The organism is Citrobacter sp. Cb080 (assembly GCF_030334745.1).
GTDB lineage: Bacteria > Pseudomonadota > Gammaproteobacteria > Enterobacterales > Enterobacteriaceae > Citrobacter > Citrobacter braakii.
This window is the reverse complement of record NZ_JAOWDG010000078.1, coordinates 210010-234194: the sequence shown is the minus strand read 5'-3', so window position 1 is coordinate 234194 and position 24185 is coordinate 210010. Positions and strand designations below refer to the sequence as shown.

26 protein-coding genes and 1 pseudogene are annotated in these 24185 nt (G+C 53.1%); 11 read left to right on the top strand and 16 right to left on the bottom strand.

From position 1 onward, the window contains the following. Window positions 1-8: 8 nt before the first annotated feature. The 5 genes and pseudogenes from OGV38_RS18305 to fabY all read left to right on the top strand — a co-directional run bounded on the left by OGV38_RS18305 (window position 9) and on the right by fabY (window position 3876). Window positions 9-899 (top strand): aldose epimerase family protein, encoded by an 891-nt coding sequence (locus OGV38_RS18305; RefSeq protein ID WP_049041376.1) that lies wholly within the window; start codon window positions 9-11, stop codon window positions 897-899. A gap of 90 nt (window positions 900-989) precedes the next feature. Continuing rightward, window positions 990-1589, top strand: coding sequence for a glucose-1-phosphatase (yihX, locus tag OGV38_RS18300; protein ID WP_016155174.1), 600 nt, complete (start codon window positions 990-992; stop codon window positions 1587-1589). Further along, window positions 1583-2455, top strand: a complete 873-nt coding sequence (locus OGV38_RS18295) for a virulence factor BrkB family protein (RefSeq protein WP_019077938.1) — start codon at window positions 1583-1585, stop codon at window positions 2453-2455. Before yihX ends, OGV38_RS18295 begins: the two co-directional genes overlap by 7 nt. Then, entirely contained in the window at window positions 2452-2889 is a 438-nt protein-coding gene (gene dtd, locus OGV38_RS18290; RefSeq protein WP_003028671.1) for a D-aminoacyl-tRNA deacylase, read from the top strand. The genes OGV38_RS18295 and dtd overlap by 4 nt, the downstream gene beginning before the upstream one ends. Before the next feature lie 44 nt (window positions 2890-2933). Continuing rightward, window positions 2934-3876, top strand: a pseudogene (gene fabY, locus OGV38_RS18285) (fatty acid biosynthesis protein FabY). Window positions 3877-3881: 5 nt separating this feature from the next. Here fabY and OGV38_RS18280 read toward each other — a convergent pair. The 3 genes from OGV38_RS18280 to OGV38_RS18270 all read right to left on the bottom strand — a co-directional run bounded on the left by OGV38_RS18280 (window position 3882) and on the right by OGV38_RS18270 (window position 5377). Next, on the bottom strand, window positions 3882-4169 hold the full coding sequence (locus tag OGV38_RS18280; RefSeq protein WP_049269420.1) for a type II toxin-antitoxin system RelE/ParE family toxin: 288 nt from the start codon (window positions 4167-4169) through the stop codon (window positions 3882-3884). Beyond that, on the bottom strand, window positions 4162-4404 hold the full coding sequence (locus tag OGV38_RS18275; protein WP_016155179.1) for a type II toxin-antitoxin system ParD family antitoxin: 243 nt from the start codon (window positions 4402-4404) through the stop codon (window positions 4162-4164). Before OGV38_RS18275 ends, OGV38_RS18280 begins: the two co-directional genes overlap by 8 nt. Before the next feature lie 64 nt (window positions 4405-4468). Next, a complete protein-coding gene (locus OGV38_RS18270) occupies window positions 4469-5377 on the bottom strand; it encodes an alpha/beta hydrolase (protein WP_286474343.1) in 909 nt (302 codons plus the stop codon). Window positions 5378-5582: 205 nt separating this feature from the next. Between OGV38_RS18270 and OGV38_RS18265 the strand changes: the two genes are divergently transcribed. Continuing rightward, window positions 5583-5825, top strand: a complete 243-nt coding sequence (locus tag OGV38_RS18265) for a ribbon-helix-helix domain-containing protein (protein WP_016155181.1) — start codon at window positions 5583-5585, stop codon at window positions 5823-5825. Continuing rightward, the gene (locus OGV38_RS18260; RefSeq protein ID WP_016155182.1) at window positions 5825-6199 is read left to right on the top strand and encodes a type II toxin-antitoxin system VapC family toxin; all 375 of its coding nucleotides are present in this window, start codon (window positions 5825-5827) and stop codon (window positions 6197-6199) included. Before OGV38_RS18265 ends, OGV38_RS18260 begins: the two co-directional genes overlap by 1 nt. A gap of 36 nt (window positions 6200-6235) precedes the next feature. Here OGV38_RS18260 and fdhE read toward each other — a convergent pair whose 3' ends face one another. The 4 genes from fdhE to fdnG are packed head-to-tail and all read right to left on the bottom strand — an operon-like array spanning window position 6236 to window position 11759. Further along, window positions 6236-7165, bottom strand: a complete 930-nt coding sequence (gene fdhE, locus OGV38_RS18255) for a formate dehydrogenase accessory protein FdhE (protein ID WP_003028685.1) — start codon at window positions 7163-7165, stop codon at window positions 6236-6238. Beyond that, window positions 7162-7797, bottom strand: a complete 636-nt coding sequence (fdoI, locus tag OGV38_RS18250; RefSeq protein WP_003028686.1) for a formate dehydrogenase cytochrome b556 subunit — start codon at window positions 7795-7797, stop codon at window positions 7162-7164. Before fdoI ends, fdhE begins: the two co-directional genes overlap by 4 nt. Then, window positions 7794-8696 carry a formate dehydrogenase O subunit beta gene (fdoH, locus tag OGV38_RS18245; RefSeq protein ID WP_003028691.1) on the bottom strand — a complete coding sequence of 301 codons (903 nt, stop codon included), beginning with the start codon at window positions 8694-8696 and terminating at the stop codon, window positions 7794-7796. Before fdoH ends, fdoI begins: the two co-directional genes overlap by 4 nt. Before the next feature lie 12 nt (window positions 8697-8708). Next, window positions 8709-11759, bottom strand: a complete 3051-nt coding sequence (fdnG, locus tag OGV38_RS18240) for a formate dehydrogenase-N subunit alpha (protein WP_087121869.1) — start codon at window positions 11757-11759, stop codon at window positions 8709-8711. A 194-nt stretch (window positions 11760-11953) separates the two neighbouring features. Here fdnG and fdhD point away from each other — a divergent pair, with 194 nt between their 5' ends. Both fdhD and OGV38_RS18230 read left to right on the top strand, forming a co-directional pair. Then, a complete protein-coding gene (gene fdhD, locus OGV38_RS18235) occupies window positions 11954-12790 on the top strand; it encodes a formate dehydrogenase accessory sulfurtransferase FdhD (protein ID WP_286474340.1) in 837 nt (278 codons plus the stop codon). Window positions 12791-12918: 128 nt separating this feature from the next. Next, window positions 12919-13131, top strand: coding sequence for a YdgH/BhsA/McbA family protein (locus OGV38_RS18230; RefSeq protein WP_003825262.1), 213 nt, complete (start codon window positions 12919-12921; stop codon window positions 13129-13131). Between the two features lie 56 nt (window positions 13132-13187). Here the strand turns inward: OGV38_RS18230 and OGV38_RS18225 are convergent, their stop codons facing one another. The 6 genes from OGV38_RS18225 to OGV38_RS18200 all read right to left on the bottom strand — a co-directional run bounded on the left by OGV38_RS18225 (window position 13188) and on the right by OGV38_RS18200 (window position 19060). Next, a complete protein-coding gene (locus OGV38_RS18225; protein WP_049269660.1) occupies window positions 13188-14933 on the bottom strand; it encodes a putative frv operon regulatory protein in 1746 nt (581 codons plus the stop codon). Continuing rightward, complete coding sequence (locus OGV38_RS18220) at window positions 14933-16003, bottom strand: aminopeptidase (protein ID WP_286474336.1); 1071 nt, start codon at window positions 16001-16003, stop codon at window positions 14933-14935. Before OGV38_RS18220 ends, OGV38_RS18225 begins: the two co-directional genes overlap by 1 nt. Next, window positions 15993-17438 (bottom strand): PTS fructose-like transporter subunit IIBC, encoded by a 1446-nt coding sequence (locus tag OGV38_RS18215; protein WP_016157882.1) that lies wholly within the window; start codon window positions 17436-17438, stop codon window positions 15993-15995. The genes OGV38_RS18220 and OGV38_RS18215 overlap by 11 nt, the downstream gene beginning before the upstream one ends. A gap of 10 nt (window positions 17439-17448) precedes the next feature. Continuing rightward, entirely contained in the window at window positions 17449-17895 is a 447-nt protein-coding gene (locus OGV38_RS18210; RefSeq protein ID WP_016157883.1) for a PTS fructose transporter subunit IIA, read from the bottom strand. 182 nt (window positions 17896-18077) lie between these two features. Beyond that, on the bottom strand, window positions 18078-18401 hold the full coding sequence (locus OGV38_RS18205; protein ID WP_016157884.1) for an AzlD domain-containing protein: 324 nt from the start codon (window positions 18399-18401) through the stop codon (window positions 18078-18080). Beyond that, entirely contained in the window at window positions 18401-19060 is a 660-nt protein-coding gene (locus OGV38_RS18200; RefSeq protein ID WP_016155191.1) for an AzlC family ABC transporter permease, read from the bottom strand. The genes OGV38_RS18205 and OGV38_RS18200 overlap by 1 nt, the downstream gene beginning before the upstream one ends. Before the next feature lie 101 nt (window positions 19061-19161). On the opposite strand from OGV38_RS18200, the gene OGV38_RS18195 reads away from it, so the two are divergent. Both OGV38_RS18195 and OGV38_RS18190 read left to right on the top strand, forming a co-directional pair. Then, a complete protein-coding gene (locus tag OGV38_RS18195; protein ID WP_016155192.1) occupies window positions 19162-19710 on the top strand; it encodes a helix-turn-helix domain-containing protein in 549 nt (182 codons plus the stop codon). A 336-nt stretch (window positions 19711-20046) separates the two neighbouring features. Then, window positions 20047-21444, top strand: a complete 1398-nt coding sequence (locus tag OGV38_RS18190; RefSeq protein ID WP_029139696.1) for a carbohydrate porin — start codon at window positions 20047-20049, stop codon at window positions 21442-21444. Window positions 21445-21734: 290 nt separating this feature from the next. Here the strand turns inward: OGV38_RS18190 and rhaM are convergent, their stop codons facing one another. The 3 genes from rhaM to rhaD all read right to left on the bottom strand — a co-directional run bounded on the left by rhaM (window position 21735) and on the right by rhaD (window position 24148). Then, window positions 21735-22049, bottom strand: a complete 315-nt coding sequence (gene rhaM, locus OGV38_RS18185; protein WP_016155195.1) for an L-rhamnose mutarotase — start codon at window positions 22047-22049, stop codon at window positions 21735-21737. After that, on the bottom strand, window positions 22046-23194 hold the full coding sequence (gene fucO / locus OGV38_RS18180) for a lactaldehyde reductase (protein ID WP_016157887.1): 1149 nt from the start codon (window positions 23192-23194) through the stop codon (window positions 22046-22048). The genes rhaM and fucO overlap by 4 nt, the downstream gene beginning before the upstream one ends. 126 nt (window positions 23195-23320) lie before the next feature. After that, window positions 23321-24148, bottom strand: coding sequence for a rhamnulose-1-phosphate aldolase (rhaD, locus tag OGV38_RS18175; RefSeq protein WP_016155197.1), 828 nt, complete (start codon window positions 24146-24148; stop codon window positions 23321-23323). Between the last annotated feature and the right edge of the window lie 37 nt (window positions 24149-24185).

Sequence of the window (24185 nt, the reverse complement as noted above, 5' to 3'; positions counted from 1 at the left end):
GCAATAACATGAACAATGAATTGAATACTGAGCATTATCAAGCATTACAGCGTGCTTTTGATGCCGCCTGGCCGGGACCGATCGGTCAACCTATTTTGCTGGAAAAAGGACATTTACGTCTGCAAGTTTTTCCGCGTGATGGTGCCAGAATCACCTCGCTACAGGCATTTGGTTTTGAAGTGTTACGTCAATGGGAGCCACAGCGTAAAGCATTTCAGTATGGCTGCTTTCCTATGGTTCCTTGGGCAGGCCGCCTTGGCGATGCAACGTTGACAGTAGGGAAGAAACAGTACGCATTACCTGCTAACAAACCGCCTCATGCTCTACATGGTATGGCCTGTTATTCATCATGGGAAATTGTCGAACATAAAGCGGATACCTTGAAACTGCGCATGCCACTGGGCGCTCCATGGCCATGGCAAGGAGAGGTCCTGCAAACGCTGACCATTGAAGACAATGCGCTAATTCTACGCTTAGAAATTCATACTTTGTCTGAAACATTCCCTGCATCAGCTGGATGGCACCCTTGGTTTGCAAAACGACTCGACCAGCAGAATGAACAAGAACAATTACAGGTAATTTTTGATGCTGATTGGCAGGAAGAGGCTGGAAACAATGAGCTACCAACCGGTAAAAAAATCCCTCCACAATCAGGTCCGTGGGATGACTGCTTTGGTTTTAATAACGGTCTCAATGTCAGATTACAGTGGCCTGGTAAGCTGAGTATGACAATGACATCGAGTGCGCAAAGTCTGGTTGTCTTTGATAAACAGCCCGATGCAACTTGTGCCAATCCGCTTACTCAGGCGCCAAATGCGATAAATAGGACACCGCAGTTTGTCAGTGCAGGTCTTCCGTTGGTGATTGAGTCACGCTGGCAATTTGCACAGGAATTCTGATGGCTTAGCCAATAATCCCAACAGGGACGCATAGTCAAACTTCTCCTTTCCCGCTACAGTTATTCATCCACGGCGAATAAGGAGAAGGGCATGCTCTATATCTTTGATTTAGGTAATGTGATTGTCGATATCGACTTCAACCGCGTGTTGGGCACATGGAGCGATCTGAGCCGTGTACCGCTGGCCTCGCTGAAGCAAAGTTTCACCATGGGGGAGGCTTTTCACCAGCACGAGCGAGGTGAAATAACGGATGAAGCCTTTGCCGAGGCGCTATGTCATGACATGGCGCTGCCGCTAAGTTACGAGCAGTTCTCTCACGGCTGGCAGGCCGTTTTTGTGGCATTGCGCCCTGAAGTCATCGACATCATGCATAAGCTGCGTGAGCAGGGGCATCGTGTGGTCGTCTTGTCGAATACTAACCGTCTGCACACAACATTTTGGCCGGATGAATATCCTGAAATTCGTCAGGCTGCTGACCATATTTATCTTTCCCAGGATCTGGGCATGCGAAAACCGGAAGCGCGGATTTACCAGCATGTCCTGCAGTCTGAAGGTTTTTCTGCGGAAGATGCGGTCTTTTTTGACGACAACGCCGATAATATTGAAGGGGCTAACCGGTTAGGGATTACCAGTATCCAGGTCGTCGATAAAACGACCATTCCTGACTATTTCGCGAAGTTGTTATGTTAAAAAATGTTCAGCAACAAGCCAGGCACCATACGCGTCCTGTACGGGCCTGGCTGAAGCTACTATGGCAGCGGATTGATGAGGACAACATGACGACGCTGGCAGGGAATCTTGCCTACGTTTCACTGCTCTCATTAGTGCCGCTTATCGCCGTTGTGTTTGCTCTTTTCGCCGCATTTCCGATGTTTTCCGACGTCAGTGCCCAGCTACGTCATTTTATTTTTGCAAACTTTATCCCGGCGACGGGAGACGTCATCCAGCGTTATATCGAACAGTTTGTCGCCAACTCGAACAAAATGACGGCCGTTGGGGCATGTGGGCTGATTGTCACGGCGTTATTGCTGATGTATGCCATTGATAATGCTCTGAATACTATCTGGCGCAGTAAGCGCACTCGTCCCAAAGTTTACTCTTTCGCCGTCTACTGGATGATTTTAACGCTGGGGCCGCTGCTGGCGGGGGCTAGTCTGGCGATCAGCTCTTATTTGTTGTCATTGCGCTGGGCCAGCGATCTCAACTCGGTGATTGATGACGTCTTGCGTATTTTCCCTCTGGTGCTTTCCTGGCTCTCGTTCTGGCTGCTTTACAGCATTGTACCAACTACGCGTGTGCCCAATCGTGATGCGGTTATTGGCGCCTTTGTGGCCGCCGTGTTGTTCGAGGCCGGAAAGAAAGGATTTGCGCTCTACATCACGATGTTCCCGTCGTATCAGCTCATTTACGGTGTCCTGGCGGTGATCCCCATTTTATTTGTCTGGGTATACTGGACGTGGTGTATCGTCTTGCTTGGCGCGGAAATAACTGTCACTCTCGGGGAATACCGCAAACTTAAACAAGCCGCAGAACAAGAAGAAGCAGATCAACCATGATTGCATTAATTCAGCGCGTAACCCGTGCCAGCGTCACCGTGGAGGGCGAGGTGACGGGTGAAATTGGCCCAGGACTTTTGGTCCTGTTAGGTGTCGAAAGGGATGATGACGAACAGAAAGCGAACCGTCTGTGCGAGCGCGTACTCGGCTATCGAATCTTTAGCGATGCCGAAGGAAAAATGAACCTCAACGTGCAGCAATCAGGTGGCAGTGTGCTGGTGGTTTCACAGTTCACGCTGGCGGCAGATACCGAACGCGGCATGCGCCCGGGGTTTTCGAAAGGTGCTGCGCCAGAGCGGGCAGAAGCGCTGTATGAATACTTTGTTGAGCGTTGCCGCCAACAGGAAATGAATACGCAAACCGGTCGATTCGCTGCGGATATGCAGGTTTCACTGGTTAATGATGGCCCCGTGACGTTCTGGTTACAAGTATGAACCAGCTACCGGTGTGGCCGCGGGCAACAAGAGAGAATACGACTATGTATCACCTTCGAGTACCGCAAACAGAAGAAGAGTTGGAGCGTTACTACCAGTTTCGCTGGGAGATGTTGCGTAAACCGTTGCACCAGCCCAAAGGCTCCGAACGGGATGCCTGGGACGCGATGGCGCATCACCAGATGGTGGTGGACGAAGAGGGAAATCTGGTCGCGGTCGGGCGTCTGTATATCAATGCGGATAACGAAGCCTCCATACGCTTTATGGCCGTTGACCCCTCTGTGCAGGAGAAAGGGCTGGGCACGCTGATGGCGATGACCCTGGAGTCTGTGGCGCGTCAGGAAGGGGTAAAGCGCGTAACCTGTAGCGCTCGTGAAGATGCGGTCGAATTTTTCGCCAAACTGGGGTTTGTGAGTCAGGGCGAAATTACCACGCCACAAACCACGCCGGTGCGCCATTTTTTGATGATTAAACCCATCGCAACGCTGGACGACATTCTCCATCGCGGGGACTGGTGCGGACAGCTACAGCAAGCCTGGTACGAACATATTCCATTGAGTGAGAAAATGGGCGTGCGCATTCAGCAGTACACCGGGCAGAAATTTATTACTACGATGCCAGAGACAGGCAATCAGAACCCGCACCATACGCTGTTTGCCGGAAGCCTGTTTTCACTGGCGACGTTAACGGGCTGGGGGCTTATCTGGCTGATGCTGCGCGAGCGTCATCTGGGGGGGGACGATAATCCTCGCCGACGCGCATATCCGATACAGCAGGCCAATTACCGGGAAACCTACCGCTATTGCCGATCTGGGCTCGCTGAGCGGTGACCTGGACCGTCTGGCAAGAGGCCGCAAGGCGCGCGTTCAGATGCAGGTCGGGGTGTTTGGCGATGACACGCCGGGCGTCGTGTTTGAAGGTACCTACATTGTGCTACCCGCGAAACCGTTTGGCGCATATGAAGAGGGCGGGAATGAGGAAGAGTAGTTTCTCTAGTTAATATGCAATATTGGGTTCATTTGCTGATGTAAAATGCGGATTATGAAAATGCCATAATCCGCATTTTGATAAAAAATTGCATGTTGGCGGTGGTTGTATTGACGGGTACCTTCCTTAATTTCAGAGCTGTTGCGACCCATCAAAGAGTTTTTCTCTAATAGTAATAAAAGCTGCTCCAACTCTGTCGTGTATTTATCTGCATGTTGATAACCGAATTTTCTCCAGGTGTATTCATAGATAGATTCAAAGTCTTCGACTGCCCGATTAGAGAGTTTATACATTCAGACTGCGCTTCTTCCGGAGCGCGACCTCCTGTAGAGTCAGGTCGCTTGTGCCACTGTGTATCCCATCCTCCAGCGCGTCGCGCAATGCATTATTTCGCAATTCTTGTTCCTCCAGCAAACGCAATGCCGAACGAACAACTTCGCTGGTGGAGCCATAGCGCCCACTTTCAATCATTTCGTTAATAAAACGATCGAGATGCTCGCCGATTGTAATGCTGGTAGTTCTGGGCATAAGTTTGTCCTTTGTGTTATCTATTCACACAAGATAGCACCCGTGGACGAAAACATAAACAACCCTAACGGCCAAGCCGCCAGGCCACATCTCGCATAACATTTCGTGCCGCCTGGCTCACTCCTGCCAACTGGAAAAATCCGTGGATAACGCCAAGATAGCGTTGGCAGGTGCACTCCACGCCCTGCTCCTGGAACCGTTGATACAGGGCCTCGCCCTCATCGCGCAGTGGGTCGAATTCGGCTGTAATGATGTGCGTGGGCGGCAGACCGTTGAAGTCTTCACGCCAGACAGGGCTGGCTTCAGGATGCCGCAGGTCGGTTTGCGGCAAATACATCTCGTAGCCCGAAAGCAACGTGTCACGTGTGATAATGTAATCCTGCCCATTTCGGTCGTAGCTCTCAAACCTGGCGGTTGCGTCCAGCATTGGGTAAATCAGCATTAGCTGCGCAGGTTGCCATTGATTGGCAGCTTTTAGGCGAAGTGCAGTGACCAGCGCCAGATGCCCGCCCGCACTGTCGCCAGCAAGCGTAATCCTGCCGCGGTCGACACCCAGTTTCTGGGCATACTTCCAGATAATATTGGCTCCCGTTTCAGCGTCGTTATGTGCAGCCGGGAAAGTATGCTCTGGTGCGAGGCGATAATGCACCGCAATGACTCGACAGCCGCTGTACCAGGTGAGCTGCCTTAGCTGGTTATCATGCGTCGCGAATCCGCCACTGACAAAGCAGCCACCGTGATAATAGATAACGCAGGGGAGATTTCCCGTGGCGTCCCGCGGCGAAACAACGCGAAATGTCATTGCATCGAGTTCAAAATCTTCAACCTGTACGCGGGTTTCAGTTTCTCCTGCCAGTACCGTGCTGGCAATGTAGCCTGCTCTCCGGTCATCAATATTTTGCTCGCACGAAGAAGGGCGTCCCGCCGCGATAAATGTCTCAACCAGCTGTGCAATCCCGCTTTCCAGTGCCATTTATTATTTTCCTTATCTGTATGGATATACAGGTTTATAACCTGGATAGCCACGAATGAGAATGGGAAAAGTGACGGGGTGTACGATTCTGGAAAGCGGCTCGCAAAAGTAAAAATCGTTCGCGTGAAGGCTATTTTCTCGCTTTTCTCGGGTGTATGTTGTGTGGAAATTAATCGCCAATGATATACTGGAGGTATATGTGAGTATGATGGCTGGGATGGATATGGGCAGAATTTTACTCGATTTATCAGACGAAGTGATCAAACGTCTTGATGATCTCAAGGTGCAGCGTAATCTGCCGCGGGCTGAGCTTTTGCGGGAGGCTGTTGAACAGTATCTTGAGAGGCAGGATCAAGCTGAAACGACAATTTCACGTGCTCTTGGGCTATGGCAAGGTTGTGAGGAAGATGGCGTTGATTATCAGCGTAAACTCCGCGAGGAATGGTAATGGTCACAGGATCTGCGCTTTTTGATACCAACATCCTGATCGACCTGTTTAGCGGGCGAAGTGAAGCAAAACTAGCGATAGAAACATGGCCGCCGCAGAACGCAATCAGCCTCATTACATGGATGGAGTTGATGGTGGGAGCAAAAAAATATCATCAGGAATCTCGCACACGCGTTGCGCTAGGCGCTTTTAATGTGATCGGTGTTTCACAGGATATTGCTGAACGAAGCGTGAGTATCAGGCAGGAATATGGGATGAAATTGCCGGATGCCATCATTTTGGCCACTGCGCAGATTCATCGTCTTACACTGGTTACGCGTAATACCAGGGATTTTGCAGGCATATCCGGCGTGGTCACACCGTATACGTTATAACCCGGGCGACCTGCGCCGCCCGGTAGTGCGAAGAACTTACTCCCCTTCACCCGGGAACAGGAACGGGTTGATGGAGCTGCGGGCAAAGCCCTCTTGCTCCATGTGTGCGTCCAGCATCAGTGAAGCGAGATCGTCGGCTACGGCCTCGACTTTCGGGTCTTTTTCCTGATAGAGAATCTTCAGGTAAGTCCCGCAATCGCCGCAGCTTTCAGCTTTAATTGCCGCCTGTTCGTTATCCAGCGACCAGTAGTTCAAATCACGGCTCTGCTCGCAGTTGCTGCACTTCACGCGCACCACGTGCCACTCGGTTTCGCACAGGTTGCAGTGCAAATAGCGCAGCCCCTGAGTGGTACCGATTTGCACCATGCTGGAGACCGGCATTGAACCACACACCGGGCAGTACTGACGCTGTTCGCCGTATTCCGCACGGGCTTTGCCGGGGATCAGGCTCGCCATCTGCGCCCAGTAGAGCGACAGGGCAGCCCAAATGAACGGTGCTTTGTCGCTGCTGACGGAGGCGAAATCGGAGGCAAACAGCGCGCTGGCCATCAGTTCCAGCTCCTGCTCCGAGGCTTTTTCCAGATTCTCGATCACGGCCAGCGCAGGGCCGCTCATTTCCGGCTTCAGCTCAGCAATTAGCGATTGCAGCAGTTTTTGCCAGTGCTTGTCGCGTGGCAGAACGTGGATATCCAGTGGCGGTTTGCCCTGATCGTTCGCTTCTTTGATGCGAGCGGTCAGATCCATCTGCAGCGGATGGTCGTACAACACCACTTCCTGCGCGTGAGCGATCAGCGCGGCAAAACGCAGGTAATCACCCAGTGGGTTGTTCTCGGCCAGCTCGCGCAGACGTTCAGCGCGGCGGTTATACAAATTTTTGAGTCTGGGGAATAATAACGGCGGAATCATATCCGCCGTGCGTTTCTCGCTCTTCTCCAGCTCATCTTGCGGGATTATGCGAATACTCATTCAGATGACTTTTCCTGTTTCTGGCGGACTTCACGGTACCAGCGCGGGTGATGTTTCTTCGCCCATGAGCTGGTAACCCATCCTTCCACCATCGCGGTAATGGTGCCTTTCACCCAAAGGGCGGCGTAAATGTGCACCATGATAACCACAATTAACGCTACTGCGGCAAATGAATGCAGCATTAACGCGAATCGGATCACCGGGATTGAGAAAGCAGGCGCAAAATACGGACGCCAGATGACCACTCCGCTCACCAGCAACAGGACCAGGAAGATAATCGCCGCCCAGAATACGCATTTCTGGCCGAAGTTATAACGTCCAGTGTCACCTACTTCCTCGTTGACGACAATCTTACGAATATTCTTCGCCCAAAAGATATCATCCCGATTGATTAGATTGTGGTGCCAGTAACGGAAAAACATGATGATAAACGAGGCAAACATGATCACGCCGACAAACGGGTGCACAATTCGCGCCAGTTGCGGCGTGCCCATGATGTGCATCAGCCAGTTAAACGACGGGAAGAGAAAACCCATCCCGCTCACTGCCGCCAGAATGAAGCAGAAGGCGGTGATCCAGTGGTTGATGCGTTCCGGCGCCGTGTAGCGCACGATGGTGTCACGTCGTTTCATTTGCGCACCTCGTCTTTTTCTTCATGCAGATTGTCTTCTTCCTCTTCCGCACGGTTCGGGCCTACGCCGACGTAGTGGAAGATACTGGCCGCAAATGTCGCTGCAAAGCCGACGGCTGCGAGAGGTTTCCAGATGCCTTTCCAGAACTTCACGGTGGCGCTGATTTCCGGGTTCTCCGGCAGACCGTGGTACAGATTCGGCTTGTCCGCATGGTGCAATACGTACATCACGTGCGTACCGCCAACGCCTGCCGGATCGTACAGACCCGCGTTTTCGTAACCACGCGTTTTCAGCTCCGCCACGCGCTCACCGGCCAGCGTTTTCATCGATTCTTTAGTGCCGAAATGAATAGCGCCGGTTGGACACGTTTTCACGCAGGCTGGTTCTTGTCCGACCACTACACGGTCAACGCACAGCGTACATTTGTAAACGCGGTTGTCTTCCGGGTTGAGGCGCGGCACGTCGAACGGGCAGCCCGCGATACAGTAGCCACAGCCGATGCACTGCTCGGACTGGAAGTCGACGATACCGTTGGCATACTGAATGATTGCTCCTTCGGCCGGACACGCCTTCAGGCAGCCCGGATCGGCGCAGTGCATACAGCCATCCTTGCGGATTAGCCACTCCAGTTTGTCGTTTTGTTCCACTTCCGAGAAGCGCATTACCGTCCAGGATTTAGCGGTCAAATCAGCCGGGTTGTCGTACACCCCAACGTTGTTGCCCACTTCATCACGGATGTCGTTCCATTCTGAACACGCCACCTGACACGCTTTACAGCCGATACAGGTGGTGACGTCGATAAGCTTCGCCACCTCTTCCTGATGGTCCCGCGCCTGAGGCGCGGGGGTGAAACCGTTAGTGGCGGAACGACGAATGATGTCTTGCGATTGATAAGCCATAGGTCGTCTCCGTTACACCTTTTCCACGTTCACGAGGAAGGACTTAAATTCCGGCGTCTGCGTGTTCGCATCACCGACGAATGGCGTTAACGTGTTAGCGATAAAGCCTTTTTTCGCCACACCTTCGTAGCCCCAGTGAATCGGGATTCCGATAGTGTCGATATCCTGACCGTTGGCCTTCAACGTGCGAATACGTTTGGTCACCACCGCTTTGGCTTTAATGTAGCCACGGTTAGAGGAGACTTTGACGGTATCGCCATGAGAGATACCGAGCTTATTCGCCAGCTTCTCGCCAATTTCCACAAACTGCTCCGGCTGGGCGATAGCGTTAAGCAGCGCATGCTTAGTCCAGTAGTGGAAGTGCTCGGTCAGACGGTAGGTCGTACCGACGTACGGGAACTTATCCGCTTTACCCAGTGCTTCCGCGTCACCTTTAAAGATACGTGCGGCAGGGTTAGAGATAACGTTCGGGTGCAGCGGGTTAGTCCCCAGCGGCGTTTCAAACGGCTCGTAGTGTTCCGGGAACGGACCTTCTGCCATCTTATCGATAGCAAACAGGCGTCCCATCCCTTCCGGCTGCATGATGAACGGCCCAACGTTGCTGCCCGGCGCGGCGGCACTGTAGTCTGGAATATCCATCCCGCTCCATTTCGCCCCGTCCCATTTCAGGATCTGACGTTTTGGATCCCACGGATTCCCCTGCGGGTCAGCGGAGGCGCGGTTATACAGAATACGTCGGTTGAGCGGCCACGCCCATGCCCAGCCCAGCGTATTGCCAAGGCCTGACGGATCGGCGTTATCGCGACGTGCCATCTGGTTGCCTTCCGGCGTCCAGCTACCGGCAAAAATCCAGCAGCCGCTGGAGGTGGTACCGTCGTCACGCAGTTGGGCGAACGAGCTAAGCTGTTGGCCTTTCTTGACGATAACGGCACCGGTGGCCGGGTCGGTAATGTCGGCCAGGGCTTTACCGTTGCTCTCCATCGCCACTTCTTCCGAAGCCGGTTCGTGTGGGGTGGAGTAGTTCCAGGTCATGCTCAGTACCTGTTCCGGGTTCGCACCACCCTGTTCGGCATACATCTTGCGCAGACGCAGGAAGATACCGGCGAGGATTTCACCATCGGTAACGGCAATTCCTGGGGCATCCGCACCTTTCCAGTGCCACTGCAGCCAGCGACCGGAGTTGACGATAGAACCGTTCTCTTCGGCGAAGCAGGTGGACGGCAGACGGAATACTTCAGTCTGGATTTTCGACGGGTCAACATCGTTCGACTCACCGTGGTTCTGCCAGAAGGTGGAGGTCTCTGTGTTGAGCGGGTCGATGGTAACCAGGAACTTCAGTTTGGACAGTGAAGCCACAACCTTGTTTTTATTCGGGAATGATGCGACCGGGTTAAAGCCCTGGCAGATATAGCCATTCACTTTACCCTGGTTCATCATCTCGAAGTACTGCAGGACGTCGTACCCTTTATCCCACTTCGGCAGCCAGTCGAAGCCCCAGCTGTTTTCCGCTGTCGCTTTATCGCCAAAGAAGGCTTTCATCATCGAAACGAAGAATTTCGGGTAGTTGCCCCAGTAGTTCACCTGGCCTTCCAGCAACGGTTTTGGCGTGTTGGCGGCAAGGTAAGTTTGCAGGTCAGTTTGTTTCTCGCTTGGCAGCGTCATGTAGCCCGGCAGGCTTTGTGACAGCAGACCTAAGTCGGTCAGACCCTGAATGTTAGAGTGTCCGCGCAGGGCGTTAACGCCGCCGCCTGCCATCCCCATATTGCCAAGCAGCAACTGGATCATCGCCATGGTACGGATGTTCTGCGCACCAACGGAGTGTTGCGTCCAGCCCAGTGCGTACAGGAACGACGCGGTTTTATCTGGGCGGCTTGTTTCTGCGATGTACTCACAGACCTTCAGGAAGTCGGCCTTTGGCGTACCGCAGATATTTTCTACGACGTCCGGCGTGTAGCGGGAGACGTGCTGTTTCAGCAGGTTCCATACGCAGCGCGGGTGTTGCAGGGTGACATCGCGTTTGGCGAAGCCTTTTTCATCCAGTTCGTAGTTCCAACTGGTTTTGTCATACTTGCGTTTGTCCGCGTCGTAGCCGGTAAACAGGCCATCTTCGAAACCGTAATCCTCACGCACGATCAGGCTGGCGTTGGTATAGGCTTCAGTGTATTCGCGGTTGAATTTTTCGTTGTTCAGCAGGTACAGCAAAACGCCTGACAGGAAAGCAATGTCAGTACCGGAACGAATCGGAGCATAGAAATCAGCCACCGCCGCGGTTCGCGTAAAGCGCGGATCGATAACAATCAGCTTCGCGCCGTTGTGAATTTTGGCTTCCATCGCCCAGCGGAACCCGACCGGGTGAGCTTCAGCGGCGTTACCGCCCATCACCACAACGAGGTTGGCGTTTTTAATGTCGACCCAGTGGTTGGTCATCGCGCCGCGACCAAATGTTGGAGCAAGACTTGCTACCGTTGGTCCGTGTCAGACGCGTGCCTGGTTGTCGACCGCGAGCATACCAAGCGCGCGGGAGAATTTTTGTGTTAAATAGCCGGTTTCGTTACTGGAAGCGGAAGCACACAGCATCCCGGTGGAAAGCCAGCGGTTAACGGTTACGCCTTCGGCGTTTTGTGCAACGTAGTTAGCGTCGCGGTCTTCTTTCATCAGCTTAGCGATGCGGTCAAATGCCTCATCCCAGCTAATCTGTTGCCACTTATCAGAGCCAGGTGCGCGGTATTCCGGGAATTTCAGGCGGCTTTCAGAGTGGATGAAGTCCACAAGTCCTGCCCCTTTCGGGCACAGTGCGCCACGGTTCACCGGGTGATCCGGGTCCCCTTCGATATGGAAGATGGATGCTTTGGCGTTTTTTGCTCCGTCACCGAGACTGTACATTAACAGTCCACAGCCAACGGAACAGTAAGTGCAGGTGTTACGGGTTTCGCGGGTGCGCAGCAATTTATATTGCCGTGTTTCCGCTAGCGCTACGCCGGGTGCAAAGCCCAGTGCCGCTGCCGTGGTGCCTGCCATACCGCCAGCGCAGATCTTAAAGAACTGCCTTCTGCTGACCTGCATGGTTCGCTCCTTGTTTCGACATTGTCACGTTCCCTTCGTTTTCCTATAACGCGAACGCGAGGGAAGTGGTTGTTATTTTTCTTTGCGGACGGGACCGCAAAGGTCCAGAATTGGGTGAATTTCCCTCCGTCCAGGAGGGGTTTGTAAAGAATACCACAATGTTGGTATGCGTGTTCCAATACGGTTAAAAGAAAGTGAATAAGATTATTCAAGAAAACATCAAGAATGTGACATCTCCGACAGGATCTCGTCAGTTGACCCTCTGGAAGCGCGAGGACTTGCAACATCCTCAGCCAGATGAGGTAGCTGAAGAAGTGCCTGTGGCGCTGGTATACAACGGGATTTCACACGTGGTGATGATGGCATCACCGAAAGATCTTGAGCACTTTGCGATGGGTTTTTCACTTTCTGAAGGCATTATTGAGTCCTCGCAAGATATTTACGGGATGGACGTGGTGCCTTCCTGCAACGGATTAGAAGTGCAGGTTGAGCTGTCCAGCCGGCGCTTTATGGGGCTGAAAGAGCGTCGTTGCGCACTGGCCGGTCGGACTGGCTGCGGTGTTTGTGGCGTGGAACAACTTAATGATATTGGCAAACCGGTCCAGCCGCTGCCGTTTACCCAGACATTCAATCTGGCGCATCTCGATAACGCCTTAAGGCATCTCCCTGATTTCCAGCCTGTTGGGCAACTGACAGGCTGCACGCACGCGGCTGCCTGGGTACAGCCGTCAGGTCATCTGGCGGGCGGACATGAAGATGTTGGACGTCATGTTGCGCTGGATAAACTGCTGGGACGACGTGCGATCGAAGGGGAAACCTGGCAGCAGGGCGCGGTATTAGTCTCCAGCCGCGCCAGCTACGAGATGGTGCAGAAGTCGGCAATGTGCGGCGTGGAAATCCTGTTTGCTGTTTCTGCGGCGACAACGCTCGCTGTGGAAGTTGCCGAACGCTGTAACCTGACGCTGGTGGGTTTTTGCAAACCGGGCCGGGCGACGATTTATACACATCCCGAGCGTCTGATAACTGAGTAACCAGTATTCAATTAATTTGAATAAGACTGGCAAATCCTTCCGCTTTTAGTTGTGCGATGAGATGGCTATTATTTATCACATCAAGGCACGGTGCCTTAATCAAACAACTAAGTTAAAGGGTTTATATCATGAAAAGCATCAAAACTTTTGTCGCAGTTATCGCTCTGGCTACTTCTTTCGGTTCTTTCGCTGCTCAGACAGTTACCGCAACTGGTTCTACACTGGAAAGCGCTGAAGCAAAAATTGCCGCTCAGGCTGAACGTGCAGGTGCCAGCGATTATAAAATCACTCAGGCATACACCGGCAACCGCGTGCACATGACCGCTGAACTGCTGAAATAAGATACCTCAGTACTGTCGAAAGAGCGCCCTTGAGGCGCTTTTTTCATTTCCGGCATTCACTGCCTGAGCAATGCGATAAACGCGTTATAGTCTTTCAATCCCGCAATAGTTTCTGCCGGATGGCTGCTCAGCACGCTGGATAAATAACTGAAGATTTTTAGCTCATGCCGCGCCTCGGCGGCGGCACAGGCGATTAGGACATGGCTGACCGGTTCGTTATTCACCAGAATAGGGTGTGCGAGGGTAATAAAGAAACCACGAAAGCGGCGCTCCTGTTCGCTCCAGCAATGAGGAATCGCCAGGCGATTCACGATCAGGTTTTCACCTTCATGCTCCCGGGCGCAAATGCGCAGCGCTTCGTCCTCGGTGATATGGCTCTGTGCCACAAGCTGGCCGCAGATCCGGCCGATGATACTCTGCCAGCTTTCGGCCTTCATATTGGCGTAATGGAAGCTGCCCGGCTGTAAAAAGAAACGTTCGGGCTGCTGGCGGATAAAGGCCGTCGCGAGGAAGTGTTTAATCTGCTCGGTACCCGCAGAGGTGATGATATTCTTGATGGTTAAGGTGTTTTTTATAGATTCATCAAGTAAATAGTGACTATTGTTGATGATTAACAGTGGGGTGATTTCTTCACTGATGGCGCTGACTTCACTCGTATTTCGCGCAATGATCACCCGACAATTCAGAACATCTCGCTCAATGGCCTGTTGGTTGATGGTGGCGATAGCATTCTGGTCGGATAACAAAATGACTGGCTGGCGCTCGTTTTGATGGCGCTCCAGGGCGCAGGCGAAGTAAAGCCCGATGAGGTCGCTATCGAACAGTGGGATATCCAGTTTTTCACGCAACAGGGCAATAAAACGCAGACTCAAATCGAAGGCGGCAGGCCAGGTCGACTTCAGGTTGTGCATACTGCTCTGGCGATGTTCCGGTACCCAAACCGGGGCAGAGACGCATCTCAACAGGTGGCCGGTAATATTATCAACCAGTTGGGTATCGATAACGTTCAACGCAGCGATGCCGGGAACGCTTTTTAACAACAAGGTCACCGCATCGGCAGAAATTGTCATTGCCTGCCGTTGTCTGATTTCCAGAAGGCCGATCAGTGTTCTGAAGGCGTTCTCGCCCAGGTAGACTCCTCCTTGTTCCACCGCGTTTTTCAGTGATACATACCGACACTCCGGCCATGACCCGGAGAGCTGGTTACGCAGGGCATAGACGGCCAGCACCAGACTTGCCAGGTACTCTCCCGAGATGAGCGGGAATTCATTAAGTTTTTCACATGCTGCATTGAGCCTGTCGATGTTGTCTCGGGTAATACCCGGCAGTGGAATTAAGAGGGGATCTTTTTTAAGCAGATTCGCCAACAGGATAATGCGCTTTTCTTCCGGTTCATCAATGAAATGACCGACGCCCGGGCGACTGGCAAGACAAAAGGCGCGCTCATAGCGCTGCTTCAACCGTGGGAGACGATCGGCCACCCAGGTTTCAGGTAAATTGAGCGCCGAAGCCAGCTGTACACGCGGTGTAAAGGTATTGAGCAGAAGAAAGGCCAGCAACCGGTCATCATTATCATGGCGTTGCAGAAGCTGAAAATAACCGCGTCTGTCGACAATTTCCAACTGATAGCCCGCACTGCCACCGGGCTGAATGCGGGCCTTACCGCTGAGGGTAAAATTGAGGTAGTCAATATCGCGCAGGATGGTTCTGCCTGAAACGCCAGTTTGCCGCGCCAGGTCGCCCAGCAAACACGGCTGCTGTTCAAGAAGATCCACCAATTTTAACTGGCGTTCCGAAAGCATTAACTCTCCCGGCGAAAGTCAGTAAGCGCGCGGACCTTTTCGGTCGACAGCGAGGTGAGCAGTTCCCGCACCAGCGTAAACAGCGCGTCGTAATCCGATGCGGAAATCATGCCGCTGTTGGCGTGGAGATAGCGCGTCGGCAGGCATAGTGCCGCCACCGGACGACCGCCGCCCATAACGTTATAGCGTCCACCGTCCGTCGCCCCGGTTTTCATGGTGCAAAACTGCAATGACGCACCGCTGTTTTCTGCACACGCTTTTAATGTGGCAACCAACTGCTGATTAGGGAAATAGCGCTTATCGAACAGCATCAGCCCTGGGCCATCGCCAAGCTTGAGTGGGTATTTAATGCTGTCGATTCCGGGCACATCGCCCGCAACCGCAGTATCCAGCACGATCACCACATCGGGCTTGATATGCTCCGCTGAGGTTTGCGCCCCGCGTAGACCCACTTCTTCTTCCACACTGCCCACGCCGTACAGGGTAATTTCAGGGTTATTCACGGTTTGTAAAAGCTCGGCCATTAGGGCGCAGCCGACGCGATTATCCAGCGCTTTGCCGACGATCTTATCTTCGCCCCAGCGAGCGAAATTGGCTTCCGGGCTAACGAAATCACCGATCGCAATTCCGCGGTTTTCTACTTCTTCGCGGCTGTTGGCACCAATATCGATGAACATTTCGTCAAATGTCAGAGGTTGCTGTTTCTGCTTTTCCGTTAAGGCGTGCGGTGCTACGGAGCCGATTATGCCAGGGATTTTAACGCCCTTGCGGGTACGGATGGCGACCCGGTGGTTCAGCATCGACTGGCTCCACCAACCGCCAATGGTGGTGAAGCGCAAAAAGCCGCTTTCGTCGATATGCGTGACCATAAAGCCCACTTCATCCATGTGACCGACGATGGCAACCTTCGGCCTACGGTTGCCCTTGCGTGCGACAAAGCTGCCGAGGCCGTCAAAAGTGATTTCATCGACGCTGGAATCCAGCGCATTAATGAGAAGAGTGCGAACTTCCTGCTCATCACCGCTGACGGCGCTGGCTTCGCATAACTGCTGAAGTAACTCAATGTTCATGGGCAAGCTCCTGCTGTGCGGCTTTACGTTTCAGCCACAATCCTTTCAGGATGATAATTAACGAAATGTTCAGCGCCAGACCGATAGCCAGCACCAGGTAAAATGACCCCACCGGAGACATCAGGCCAATCAGCGGATCAAAGATACCTAAACCCGGCGCGAGACGTTTGATTCCAAAGGCGATGACCAGCATGCCGGTAATACCACCGGAGAGCGTATTGGCGGTAATCATCGGCAGCGGCGCGGCCAGCGCATAGGGGATTGCCGGTTCGGTGGCGACGGTGGCACCCACCACAATCGCACTGCTGGCGGCGGCCTTCTCCTGCTGGGTAAACAGTTTTGGCGCTAAATAGGTAGCGATACCTGCCGCGACGGGCGGCATCAGCGCCACCACGCCGACGATGGCGTACCAGTCATAGATATGTTTTTCCAGCAGTGAGAAGCAGAAGAACCAGGCCGTTTTATTGATTGGCCCGCCCATATCAAATGCCAGCATTGCGCCAACGAGGAAGGCTGCGCCCATTTTCATTGATGGCGGAATGGTGTTCAGGAAGTGCAGCAGCCCCCCCATGATGTCGGACATCACCGGGCCGATGACGTAATAAGTCAGTACGCCAAACACCAGCAAAGTGACAAACGGGATCAGCATGGAGCCGAGCAGCGGCTGCAACGCTTTGCCGAGCCGAACCTTGCGAAACCAAAGCACAAAGTAGCCAATTGCCAGCCCGAGTACGACCGCGCCGAGAAACCCCGCGCCGGACTGGGTGCCGAGAAGACCTTTATCGTTCGCCAGGTAACACACCAGAAACGCCGGGGCAAAAGCGGGCTTATCGGCAATCGACCACGCGATGTATGCCCCCATAATGGGGATCATAAAGGTGAAGCCCAGATAGCCGATGGATTCAACAACCCAGGTGAACGACGGCGCACCTTTCGACATATCGGCATAGGGCAAACCGAACTGCACCAGCATATTAGCGATGGCAACCAGAATACCGCCGCCAATAACAAACGGCAGCGCGGCGGAAACGCCAGCCATCAGGTGGCTCATCACGCTACCGTGCTGGACCTCCTGTTTTCCCAGCTTCACGCTGCTATCAGTGGCAAAAAGTTGTGAATGAGTCGGTAACTGCGTAAAAATCAGGTCGATATTTTTCAGCGCCTGGGAAATGGCTATTTCATAGACTTTTTTCCCGGCGAAACGCCCCCGGTCTTCACCGCTCAGGCCGCGACCTGTAGCCAGAATAACGTAATCGGCAGCGGCAATTTCTTCACTGGTCAGTCGGTTTTCGACGCCGCTTGAGCCCTGGGTTTCGACTTTAATCGTATGGCCGAGCGAGCGCGCTTTTTGCTCCAGCGCTTCTGCCACCATATAAGTGTGGGCGATACCCGCCGGACAGTTGGTAATCGCCACTAAACGCAAGGATGACTCCATAGCCGCTTCCTTATGAGGTTAAGGTCTGATTGAGCAGGGCGAGTACCTGGTCGGTGTCGCCTTGCTTCAGTTGGTTGATGAAATCTTGATGGATAATTTTGCGGCACAGGGTGCCGATAATTTTGACCTGATCGTCCTCGCCCGTTTGTGGCACGCCGAGGCAGATCCAGCAGTTAACGTCCTCGCCGTCGCTGGCTTTCCAGTCCACTTTTTCTGATTTGCGCGCGAACAAGACGAAGGGGCGTGTGATACAGACGCTTTTACCGTGTGGGACGGCAATGCCCGAACCAAAGCCGGTGGAATGCAGCTTTTCGCGTATCAGCAGCGTTTGCAGGAAGGCGCTGCGGTCAGAGACGTAGCCATTTTGAAGCGCCATATTCGCCAGTTGCTTGAGGATGGCATAAACGCTATTCCCCTGAATATTCAGGTCAATGCAGTTAGCTGTAAGGGCTGTCATGGTGGGACTCCGTTAAAAACTGTTTGATTTGATTTTAACGGTGAGATGGTGAAGAGATGAGCAGCAATATGTCAGCGGGAAGTGACAATTTGAGGCAGAGTTAGCGCCTGGTTTTGTGGGGTAAAACACATAACGCTACAGGTGATTACCCTGATGAATATTTCGCCAGGGTAATTATATTCTTAGTGTATACCCACCATTCGTAACAGCGCGGTTACCACCGCAGCGGCAACGATCACCACGATCAGCGGCATCTTACGCCAGGCGAGAAATACCGCAAAAGCCACGCCGAGTACGCGCGCCATTCCGGCAAAGTGTTCGCCTTCGTAAAAGGTGGTCGCCAGCGCAACGGAGAACAGTAATACCGTTGCGGCGTCGGAAAGCAGCGCCTGCGAGCGTTCTGAGAACGCTAAACGGCTTCCAAGCTTGGCTCCCCCTAAACGCATTAAATACGTTCCCACAGATAACATGGCGATACCGACGATAAACAGCGTCATGTTGCCCATTATTTTTTCCTCGTCAGTAAGCCAAAGAGTGAGAGCAAAACCGGTAAACCGACCGGCGCAAAGGGAATGGCGGCAAGCGACAACGTGGCGCCGCTACAGGCACGAATCAGCGTAGTGCGGTTTTTGAATGCCGGGACGACCAGAGCCAGCAGAATGGCAGGGAAGACGGCATCCAGACCGATGGTTTCCGGGGCAGGGAGCAGTTTGCCGACGCCTGCGCCGATCAGGGTGCCAACAGGCCAGAAAATTGCGACGCCCAGACCGCACAGCCAGTAGGCGGCTTTACGTTGCTCAGGCGTTTTTTGCGACAGGCCAAAGACTACGCTTTCGTCGTTCATAATATGACAGCCGAGGAAACTGGCAGCCCGGGTGCCTACCAGATCGCGCACGGTGACGCCGAACGGCACGTGTCGGGCGTTAACCAGTAAACCCGCAGCCGCAGCCGCCAGTGGATTACCACCGCTGGCGATAATGCCGATAAACATAAACTCGGACGCGCCCGCCAGCACAGTAATAGAGAGTACAAACGGTACCCACAGCGGGAAGCCGTAGGCCATCGCCAGCGAGCCGTATGACATGCCGACTACACCGACGGCCAGACAGACTAAAAATATTGCTTTTATCGTGTCGCCTTTGAGACTGGAAAAATAATGTTTCATACCGTTTTAGCCATATCGAACGAGTTTCCATTATAATGAACGCGACCAATTGGCTTTACAAGTCGAACAATTCGTTCGATATAAAAAACATGGAGTCGTGAATGACCCAGCCCATCAGTATGATCGCGAAAAGTCTGGTGCGTGAACGTCAGCGCACCGGTTTGTCGCTGGCGGAGATTGCCCGTCGCGCGGGGATTGCAAAATCGACACTCTCGCAATTGGAAGCGGGCAATGGAAATCCTAGCCTGGAAACGCTCTGGTCGCTGTGTGTGGCGTTAGATATTCCCTTTGCGCGCCTGCTGGAACCGCAGGAGCAAAAAACGCAGGTGATTCGCCGCGGCGAAGGGACAAAAGTCGTGGCTGAGCAGGCCCACTATCAGGCCATTTTACTGGCCGCCTGCCCACCGGGTGCGCGGCGGGATATCTATCTGCTGCTGACGCAGCCGGGCGCGGATCGTATTTCACAACCGCATCCACCGGGATCGGTTGAACATATTATCGTAACGCAGGGTAAGGCGATGGTGGGATTGACGGAAGCGCCGGAGGAGTTAGGTGAGGGCGATTATATTTGTTACCCCGCCGATCAAGCGCATATCTTTAAAGCACTGGAGCCTGACACTCAGGCGATTCTGGTTTCTGAGCAGAGTTAATTGAACGCTTATTAAATAAAGGCGCGGCGATTATCGTTCGCGCTTTTATTATTTTTAATTATATTTTATTGTTATTCATATAAAATTGTTTTTATTATTTTTCGTTAATTTCAGCACTATTGTTATATCCCTCACATTCTTAATTATATCTACGTTACACATAAAAAAATCAGTATGATAATAAATATTAGCCTGCACTGGTGCCACGTTTTAATGTTCTGATTTTATTTCAGTCATCGGTATCGTATTACCTATAAAAATATTTTTTGGATTTGCATGTTGCGCGTCTTCCGGTCGGAAGACGTTGGACGATCTTTATTTCAAGGAAAGCAAATAATGAAGAAATCGACATTAGCTTTAGCAATAGGTCTATTATTAGTGGCAAATAATGGCTTTGCTAAAACGCAAAAAATGACTCTGGAACAGCGGCTCGAACAGCTGGAGGCTCGGCTGGAAGCTGCGGAAAACCGCGCGGCAAAAGCGGAAAATCAGGTGCAGCAATTGCAGGTACAGCAGGCTGCGGAGATCCAGGAAATTAAAGTTGCTCAGGGAAATACGCCAGTCAACGGCACTACGCCCGCGCAAGAGACCAAAAAGAACGCCACCACCCCTAACCTGGTGCTCTCCGGCTATGGCGATCTGAAAATCTACGGCGACGTGGAATTCAACATGGATGCGGAAAGCAACAAAGGCGTGCTGGCGGCAACCAATTCGAATGTGGGCGACCCAACTAATGAACGCTGGGATCTGAACGGACGCATCCTGCTGGGCTTTGACGGTATGCGTAAGCTGGATAACGGCTATTTCGCCGGTTTCTCAGCGCAACCGCTGGCTGACATGACGGGTTCGGTCAATCTTGATGACGCCGCTTTCTTCTTCGGTCAGGAAAATGACTGGAAAGTAAAAGTCGGTCGTTTCGAAGCTTACGATATGTTCCCGCTGAATCAGGATACCTTTGTTGAGCATTCAGGGCATACCGCCAACGATTTGTATGATGACGGTAGCGGCTACATCTACATGATGAAAGAAGGTCGTGGCCGTTCAGATTCCGGCGGCAGCTTCCTGATGAGCAAACAGCTCGATAACTGGTATTTCGAGTTAAATACCCTGCTGGAAGATGGTACCTCGCTTTATCAGGATAGCCGCTATCATGGTCGTGAAATGTCGCAGGAGAAAAACGTGGCTTATCTGCGCCCGGTCGTCGCCTGGACACCGGTGGATGCGCTGACGATTTCTGCGGCCATGGAATCGAACGTTATCAATAACGCCTATGGATATACCGATGCTCAGGGCAACTTTGTCGATCAGTCCGATCGTACCGGTTACGGTATGACGATGACCTGGAACGGTCTGAAAGCCGATCCGGAAAATGGCCTGGTGTTTAACCTGAACACCGCTTATCTCGATGCGGATAACGAAAAAGATTTTACGGCGGCGGTCAACGCTCTGTGGAAGCGCTTTGAACTGGGCTATATCTATGCTCATAACAAGATCGACGAATTTAACGGTCTGATCGATCACGATGATAATGACTGGTTCTACAATGAGGGCACTTACGATATTCATACCATTCACGCGTCTTATTTAATTCCGAACGTGATGGATATGCAGAACTTTAATATTTATCTCGGCGCTTATTATTCGATGATTAACAGCGATAACAGCAATCCGGAGAATTATACCGACGACGACGACCGTTACGGCGCGCGTCTCCGCTTCAAATACTTCTTCTGATTTTCTGTTCTCAGGCGCCTGGATTCAGGCGCTTTTTCTTAGAGCCTGGTCATCAGGCTTTTATTTTCCCACCCAGTTATTTTTGATTTTGAACTTGTCGGCGCGGTTGTAGCTACACGAGTAGTTAAATGCCGTCCCATCTTCCAGTTTGGTGACGCCGGAGACTTTCAGCATTGGCAAGCCTGAGCAGGTGCCGGGTCGTGGGGAAATGGCGTGGATGACAAAACGAACGCAATGCTGCTGACGGGAGAAAAAGGTTTCCTCCCCCGTCAGGGGAGGAAACAGAGCGGTTAAGGCAGATAAAACACTTCTTTTAGCTCAGCGCTGACCGGGCTGTTGTCCGGATTTGCCGGCATTACATCACGCATATGCTTCCACCAACGCTGGCAAACATCGGTGCTGGCAACGGCGTTCCAGCGCTCTTCTGACTCAATCTCGACGGTGGCGAACAGCAGGTTGCGTTCCTGGTCGAGATAAATCGCGTAGTGATGGGCACCGTGCTCTTTCAGCACCGCTTCCAGTTCTGGCCAGATGGGATTGTGCCGACGTTGATACTCAACGTGCGCGTCGGCATTCACCTGCATCACAAAGGCCTTGCGGATCATAACGCCTCCAGATACAGCTCGCGGACCTCATCGCGGCTGGCAGTGCGCGGGTTACACGGCGCGCATGGATCGGCCAACGCTTTATCCAGCCAGCCTTCAATATCCTCTTTCGTCACGCCAAGGGAACTAAAACCAGCCGGGATACCTACACGCTTGCTCAGGGCACGAATCGCGGTGATGGCCTCCATGCTTGCCGCTTCGTCGCTCATCCCGCGGGTGTCCACTCCCATCGCCTGCGCCACTCGGGCAAAACGCGCCACGGCGTTCGGGCGGTTAAAGTTTTCGATGATCGGCAGCAGGATGGCGTTGCAGACGCCGTGCGGCAGATTATGGGTCGCGCCTGGCTGGTGTGCCAGCGCATGCACCAGACCCAGACCTGCGCTGTTGAATGCCATACCCGCCAGATACTGACCAAACGCCATTTGTTCGCGGGCTTCGAGGTTATGACCATCGTCGACCGCTTTCGGCAGCCACAGGTTGATCAGGCGAATTGCTTCCAGCGCGTTGGCGTCGGTGAGCGGATGCGCACCAACGGAAACATAGGCTTCCACCGCGTGAGTCAGGGCGTCCATGCCGGTTGCGGCGGTAACGGAGGCTGGGATTTCCAGCATCACGCTGGCGTCATCCACGGCGATATCCGGGATGATGTTCGGGTCGATGATCACCTCTTTGACCTTACGGACAGAGTCGATAATGACCGCGTTGCTGGTCATCTCTGCTGCTGTACCAGCAGTGGTATTGATGGCAACCAGCGGCACGCCCGCATTTTTCACTTTGCCTACGCCGGAGTAAGCGGTAGAAGGGCCAGGGTTGGCGGTCAGGATCTTCACCGCTTTGGCGGTATCGATCGGGCTGCCGCCGCCGAAGGCGATAATGTAGTCACATTCTGCCCCCTGATATGCCGTAAAACCTTTCTGTACCAGCTCTTCTGTCGGATTCGGGAACACCTCATCAAACAGGTGGTAAGACATTTGATGTTCATCCAGTGCGGCAAACAGGCTATCCAGCAGGCCCAGCTTCACCAGCTGACCATCGGTGACGATCAGCGCTTTGCCCCATTGTTTATTCGCCACGAGATTCACCATATCGGCAATCGCGCCGGCGCCATGCAGGCTAATTTTTGGCAGTGCCAACATAAAGCTCATCACTATTCTCCTTAAAAAAAATCCCTGGTGCCCGGTGGCATTACGCTTATCGGGCCGACGGTGAAACGTGCATCGTCATGTAGGCCGGATAAAGCGAAGCCGCATCCGGCGTTGAGTTGGCAGGTATCAGTACAGCTCTACGGCGCTGGCCAGCGGGGTCACGCCAAAGCGTTTAGCCAGTGCTACCAGCTCTTCACGTGTGATGGTCTGCTTCATACCGCCCATCGAATAGATTTTGACTAAAACTTCGGCGGATTTTTCTGCGGTATCTATCAAGCCAAATGCTTCGTCGAGGGAGGGACCGCTGCCGAACACGCCGTGGAACGGCCACAGTACCAGCGAGTGTTTCTGCATTTCCTCGGCGGTTGCCTGACCGATTTCATCCGTACCCGGCACCATCCACGGCAGAATGCCGACGCCATCCGGGAACACCACCAGACACTCGGTGCTGCCTTCCCACAGTTTGCGGGTAATCAGCGGGGTGTTGTTTTCCAGCACGTAGGTCAGGGCGATCAGGTTGGTAGCATGGCAGTGCATGATCACGCGGTCTTTGCCGTTCGTCGCTTTAATACGCTCGCAATGGGAGAGGAAGTGAGCCGGCAACTCAGAGGTTGGCACCGCTTCGTGGGTCAGGCCCCAGAGGATGTGGTAGCCCGCGCCGTCGCTGTCTACTTTCACCACGCCCAAATTTGCCGCGGGATCGAGCTGAACGTTACGGAAAAATTTACCGGAACCGGTGACGATAAACGGCGTGTTAGCCAGCAAAGGCATTGGCTGACTTAGCGCGATATAGCGCGGTTTTTCGTGGAAATCGGCGCTAAATGGCGCAATATCAGCCTCATCCAGACGCAGCGTCAGATTGCCGCCGTTACGTTCGTCCCAGCCTTTCAGCCACGCGTCGGAAGTGGCTTTGATCATCCCCTGGACGAACCAGGAATTAGTCATGTTTTGCATATTCGGTGATCCTGTTGATTGCCCGATCGTTATCGGG

Bases quoted from the DNA above. Each gene is read 5' to 3' on its own strand.
- fdhE (WP_003028685.1), bottom strand. From the start codon at position 7,165: ATGAGTATTCGCATAATCCCGCAAGATGAGCTGGAGAAGAGCGAGAAA.
- OGV38_RS18200 (WP_016155191.1), bottom strand. From the start codon at position 19,060: ATGAAACATTATTTTTCCAGTCTCAAAGGCGACACGATAAAAGCAATA.
- fucO (WP_016157887.1), bottom strand. From the start codon at position 23,194: ATGAGCTTTATGTTGGCACTGCCAAAAATTAGCCTGCATGGCGCCGGC.
- fdoI (WP_003028686.1), bottom strand. From the start codon at position 7,797: ATGAAACGACGTGACACCATCGTGCGCTACACGGCGCCGGAACGCATC.
- OGV38_RS18305 (WP_049041376.1), top strand. From the start codon at position 9: ATGAACAATGAATTGAATACTGAGCATTATCAAGCATTACAGCGTGCT.
- OGV38_RS18230 (WP_003825262.1), top strand. From the start codon at position 12,919: ATGAAAAGCATCAAAACTTTTGTCGCAGTTATCGCTCTGGCTACTTCT.
- OGV38_RS18190 (WP_029139696.1), top strand. From the start codon at position 20,047: ATGAAGAAATCGACATTAGCTTTAGCAATAGGTCTATTATTAGTGGCA.
- OGV38_RS18275 (WP_016155179.1), bottom strand. From the start codon at position 4,404: ATGCCCAGAACTACCAGCATTACAATCGGCGAGCATCTCGATCGTTTT.
- OGV38_RS18260 (WP_016155182.1), top strand. From the start codon at position 5,825: ATGGTCACAGGATCTGCGCTTTTTGATACCAACATCCTGATCGACCTG.
- OGV38_RS18265 (WP_016155181.1), top strand. From the start codon at position 5,583: ATGATGGCTGGGATGGATATGGGCAGAATTTTACTCGATTTATCAGAC.
- OGV38_RS18215 (WP_016157882.1), bottom strand. From the start codon at position 17,438: ATGGAGTCATCCTTGCGTTTAGTGGCGATTACCAACTGTCCGGCGGGT.
- dtd (WP_003028671.1), top strand. From the start codon at position 2,452: ATGATTGCATTAATTCAGCGCGTAACCCGTGCCAGCGTCACCGTGGAG.
- yihX (WP_016155174.1), top strand. From the start codon at position 990: ATGCTCTATATCTTTGATTTAGGTAATGTGATTGTCGATATCGACTTC.
- OGV38_RS18205 (WP_016157884.1), bottom strand. From the start codon at position 18,401: ATGGGCAACATGACGCTGTTTATCGTCGGTATCGCCATGTTATCTGTG.
- fdoH (WP_003028691.1), bottom strand. From the start codon at position 8,696: ATGGCTTATCAATCGCAAGACATCATTCGTCGTTCCGCCACTAACGGT.
- OGV38_RS18225 (WP_049269660.1), bottom strand. From the start codon at position 14,933: ATGCTTTCGGAACGCCAGTTAAAATTGGTGGATCTTCTTGAACAGCAG.
- OGV38_RS18295 (WP_019077938.1), top strand. From the start codon at position 1,583: ATGTTAAAAAATGTTCAGCAACAAGCCAGGCACCATACGCGTCCTGTA.
- OGV38_RS18210 (WP_016157883.1), bottom strand. From the start codon at position 17,895: ATGACAGCCCTTACAGCTAACTGCATTGACCTGAATATTCAGGGGAAT.
- OGV38_RS18280 (WP_049269420.1), bottom strand. From the start codon at position 4,169: ATGTATAAACTCTCTAATCGGGCAGTCGAAGACTTTGAATCTATCTAT.
- OGV38_RS18220 (WP_286474336.1), bottom strand. From the start codon at position 16,003: ATGAACATTGAGTTACTTCAGCAGTTATGCGAAGCCAGCGCCGTCAGC.
- rhaM (WP_016155195.1), bottom strand. From the start codon at position 22,049: ATGATCCGCAAGGCCTTTGTGATGCAGGTGAATGCCGACGCGCACGTT.
- OGV38_RS18195 (WP_016155192.1), top strand. From the start codon at position 19,162: ATGACCCAGCCCATCAGTATGATCGCGAAAAGTCTGGTGCGTGAACGT.
- OGV38_RS18270 (WP_286474343.1), bottom strand. From the start codon at position 5,377: ATGGCACTGGAAAGCGGGATTGCACAGCTGGTTGAGACATTTATCGCG.
- rhaD (WP_016155197.1), bottom strand. From the start codon at position 24,148: ATGCAAAACATGACTAATTCCTGGTTCGTCCAGGGGATGATCAAAGCC.